We start from the raw sequence: 3987 nt of genomic DNA, 5'->3' as shown, positions 1-3987 counted from the left end.
TCGCGATACCGATAGTGATGGTACTCCGGACAAGGATGACCTTGATGATGATAACGATGGTATCCCAGATGACGCGGATAACAATCCGAAAGGTAAAGACGCACTGACGGTTGAAACAGTAGATACTGTTCGTGTGACCGATAAGCAAGAAGTTGTCCCAGTCAAAGTGGTAACGCCAAGCAAGTCCAATTCCGTGATTGCAAGCACAGAAACCAATGGCCTTCGTGTCGACGATCAAGGACAGCTTGTTGGAACCCCAACCGATATCGTCTTCGTAGGCACTGCGGAAACAGCGACCGTTGAGATTCCAGTCACAGTGACCAACCCAGCAGATGATGCGCCAGTTAAAGAAACAGTTACCGTGACCATTGACCGTGATACGGACAATGACGGTCAACCAGACAAGGATGACACCGACGACGATAACGACGGTATCCCAGATGACACGGATAACAATCCGAAAGCTAAGGACGCTCTCACAGTTGAAACTGTAGATACTGTTCGTGTGACCGATAAGCAGGAAGTTGTCCCAGTCAAAGTGGTAACGCCAAGCAAGGCTAACTCAGTGATTGCAAGCACAGAGACCAATGGCCTTCGTGTCGACAATCAAGGACAGCTTGTTGGAACCCCAACCGATATCGTCTTCGTCGGTGAAGCGGAAACAGCGACCGTTGAGATCCCAGTCACCGTCACCAACCCAGCAGACGATGCACCGGTTGAAACAACTGTGACAGTTACCATTGATCGTGATACGGACAATGACGGTCAACCAGACAAGGATGACACCGACGACGATAACGATGGTATCCCAGATGACACGGATAACAATCCGAAAACTAAGGACGCACTGACGGTTGAAACCGTAGATACCGCTCGTGTGACTGACAAGCAAGCAGTGGTTCCAGTCAAGGTAGTCACACCAAGCAAGTCCAACTCTGTGATTGCAAGCACAGAAACCAAGGGTCTTCGTGTTGACGACCAAGGTCAGCTTGTCGGAACCCCAACCGATATCGTCTTCGTAGGCACTGCGGAAACAGCGACGGTTGAAATCCCAGTCACTGTCACCAACCCAGCAGATGATGCACCGGTTAAAGAAACAGTTACCGTGACCATTGACCGTGACACGGACAATGACGGTCAACCAGACGTGACGGATAACGATGATGACAACGACGGTATTCCAGATGACCGAGACGACAATCCGAAAGGCAAAGATGACTTGACGGTAACCCTTAGCCCGGCTAATAACACGCCAGTCGTTGAAGGTCAGGTAATCGCACCACGTCCAGCAGTTGTCGTTAATAAGCCAAACGCTGTCATCACTGGTACCGAAACGAATGGTGTGACTGTAGATGGCACTGGTAACCTAACGGGTACACCAGTGATTACGGATTGGAACCCAGACGAAAACGAACGTGTGGTTAACGTTCCTGTTAAGGTTGTGGTTGACACACCAGCTGGTCAAGAAACCAAGGACATCCTCGTTCCAGTCACTGTTACCAACCCAGTAGATGATGCGCCAGTTAAAGAAACAGTTACCGTGACCATTGACCGCGATACGGACAATGACGGTCAACCAGACAAGGATGACACCGACGACGACAACGATGGTATCCCAGATGACCGAGACGACAATCCGAAAGCTAAGGATGCACTGACGGTTGAAACCGTAGATACCGCTCGTGTGACGGACAAGCAAGAAGTGGTTCCAGTCAAGGTAGTCACACCAAGCAAGTCCAACTCCGTGATTGCAAGCACAGAAACCAATGGCCTTCGTGTTGACGATCAAGGACAGCTTGTTGGAACCCCAACCGATATCGTCTTCGTAGGCACTGCGGAAACAGCGACCGTTGAGATTCCAGTCACTGTTACCAACCCAGCAGACGATGCACCGGTTGAAACAACTGTGACAGTTACCATTGATCGCGATACTGACAATGACGGTCAACCAGACAAGGATGACACCGACGACGATAACGATGGTATCCCAGATGACCGAGACGACAATCCGAAAGGCAAAGATGACTTGACGGTCACCGTTAGCCCAGCTAATGGCACGCCAGTCGTTGAAGGCCAGTTAATCGCACCACGTCCAGCAGTTGTTGTCAATAAACCAAACGCAGTCATCACTGGTACCCAAACCAATGGTGTAACCGTAGATGGCACTGGTCAATTGACCGGTACCCCAGTCATTACAGATTGGAACCCAGACGAAAACGACCGTGTCGTTAACGTTCCGGTAAACGTTGTGGTGAACACACCAGCTGGTCAAGAAACCAAGGACATTCTTGTTCCAGTGACCGTTCAACGTGACACCGACAATGACGGTCAGCCAGATGTGACGGATAACGATGATGACAACGACGGCATCCCAGATGACACGGATAACAATCCGAAAGCTAAGGACGCACTGACGGTTGAAACCGTAGATACCGCTCGTGTGACGGACAAGCAAGAAGTGGTTCCAGTCAAGGTAGTCACACCAAGCAAGCCAAACTCTGTGATTGAAAGCACAGAAACCAATGGTCTTCGTGTCGACGATCAAGGTCAGCTTGTTGGAACCCCAACCGATATCGTCTTCGTCGGCACTGCGGACACAGCGACGGTTGAAATCCCAGTCACAGTGACCAACCCAGCAGATGATACGCCGGTTAAAGAAACAGTTACCGTGACCATTGACCGTGATACTGACAATGACGGTCAACCAGACAAAGATGATACCGACGACGACAACGACGGCATCCCAGATGACACGGATAACAATCCGAAAGCTAAGGATGCACTGACAGTTGAAACAGTAGATACTGTTCGTGTGACCGATAAGCAAGCAGTTGTCCCAGTCAAAGTGGTAACGCCAAGCAAGCCAAACTCTGTGATTGCAAGCACAGAAACCAATGGTCTTCGTGTTGACGATCAAGGTCAGCTTGTCGGAACTCCAACCGATATCGTCTTCGTAGGCACTGCGGAAACAGCGACGGTTGAAATCCCAGTCACAGTGACCAACCCAGCAGACGATGCACCGGTTGAAACAACTGTGACAGTTACCATTGATCGCGACACTGATAGTGATGGTACTCCGGACAAGGATGACCTTGACGATGACAACGATGGCATCCCAGATGACACGGATAACAATCCGAAAGCTAAGGATGCACTCACAGTTGAAACAGTAGATACTGTTCGTGTGACCGATAAGCAAGCAGTTGTCCCAGTCAAAGTGGTAACGCCAAGCAAGTCCAATTCCGTGATTGCAAGCACAGAAACCAATGGCCTTCGTGTCGACGATCAAGGACAGCTTGTTGGAACCCCAACCGATATCGTCTTCGTCGGCACTGCGGAAACAGCGACGGTTGAAATCCCAGTCACAGTGACCAACCCAGTAGATGATGCGCCAGTTAAAGAAACAGTTACCGTGACCATTGACCGCGATACGGACAATGACGGTCAACCAGACAAGGATGACACCGACGACGATAACGACGGAATTCCAGATGACCGAGACGACAATCCGAAAGCTAAGGACGCTCTCACAGTTGAAACGGTTAATACTGTTCGTGTGACGGACAAGCAAGCAGTTGTCCCAGTCAAAGTGGTAACGCCAAGCAAGCCAAACTCAGTGATTGCAAGCACAGAAACTAATGGTCTTCGTGTTGACGACCAAGGTCAGCTTGTCGGAACCCCAACCGATATCGTCTTCGTAGGCACTGCGGAAACAGCGACGGTTGAAATCCCAGTCACTGTCACCAACCCAGCGGATGATGCACCGGTTAAAGAAACAGTTACCGTGACCATTGACCGTGACACCGACAATGACGGTCAACCAGACAAGGATGACACCGACGATGATAACGACGGTATTCCAGATGCTCAGGATAAGAATCCTAAGATGGCGGATGCCTTGCGTGAGGATTATGTGATTATCGTTTCGGTGGATGGTACAGAGCAAACCGCCACTTACGAAGACATCACCCATGAGCAGTTCTTGGG

Annotated in this window: 1 protein-coding gene; it reads left to right on the top strand. The window is 50.2% G+C overall.

Annotation, left to right across the window (positions count from 1 at the left end):
- Window positions 1-3987, top strand: a 3987-nt coding sequence (locus tag ACMZ6Z_RS09015) for a thrombospondin type 3 repeat-containing protein (protein ID WP_416132206.1), incomplete at both ends; no start/stop codon positions are given.

It is taken from the genome of Streptococcus pluranimalium (assembly GCF_047785705.1).
GTDB lineage: Bacteria > Bacillota > Bacilli > Lactobacillales > Streptococcaceae > Streptococcus > Streptococcus pluranimalium_A.
The sequence above is the reverse complement of the archived record's forward strand: the minus strand, read 5'-3'. Positions and strand labels throughout refer to the sequence as shown.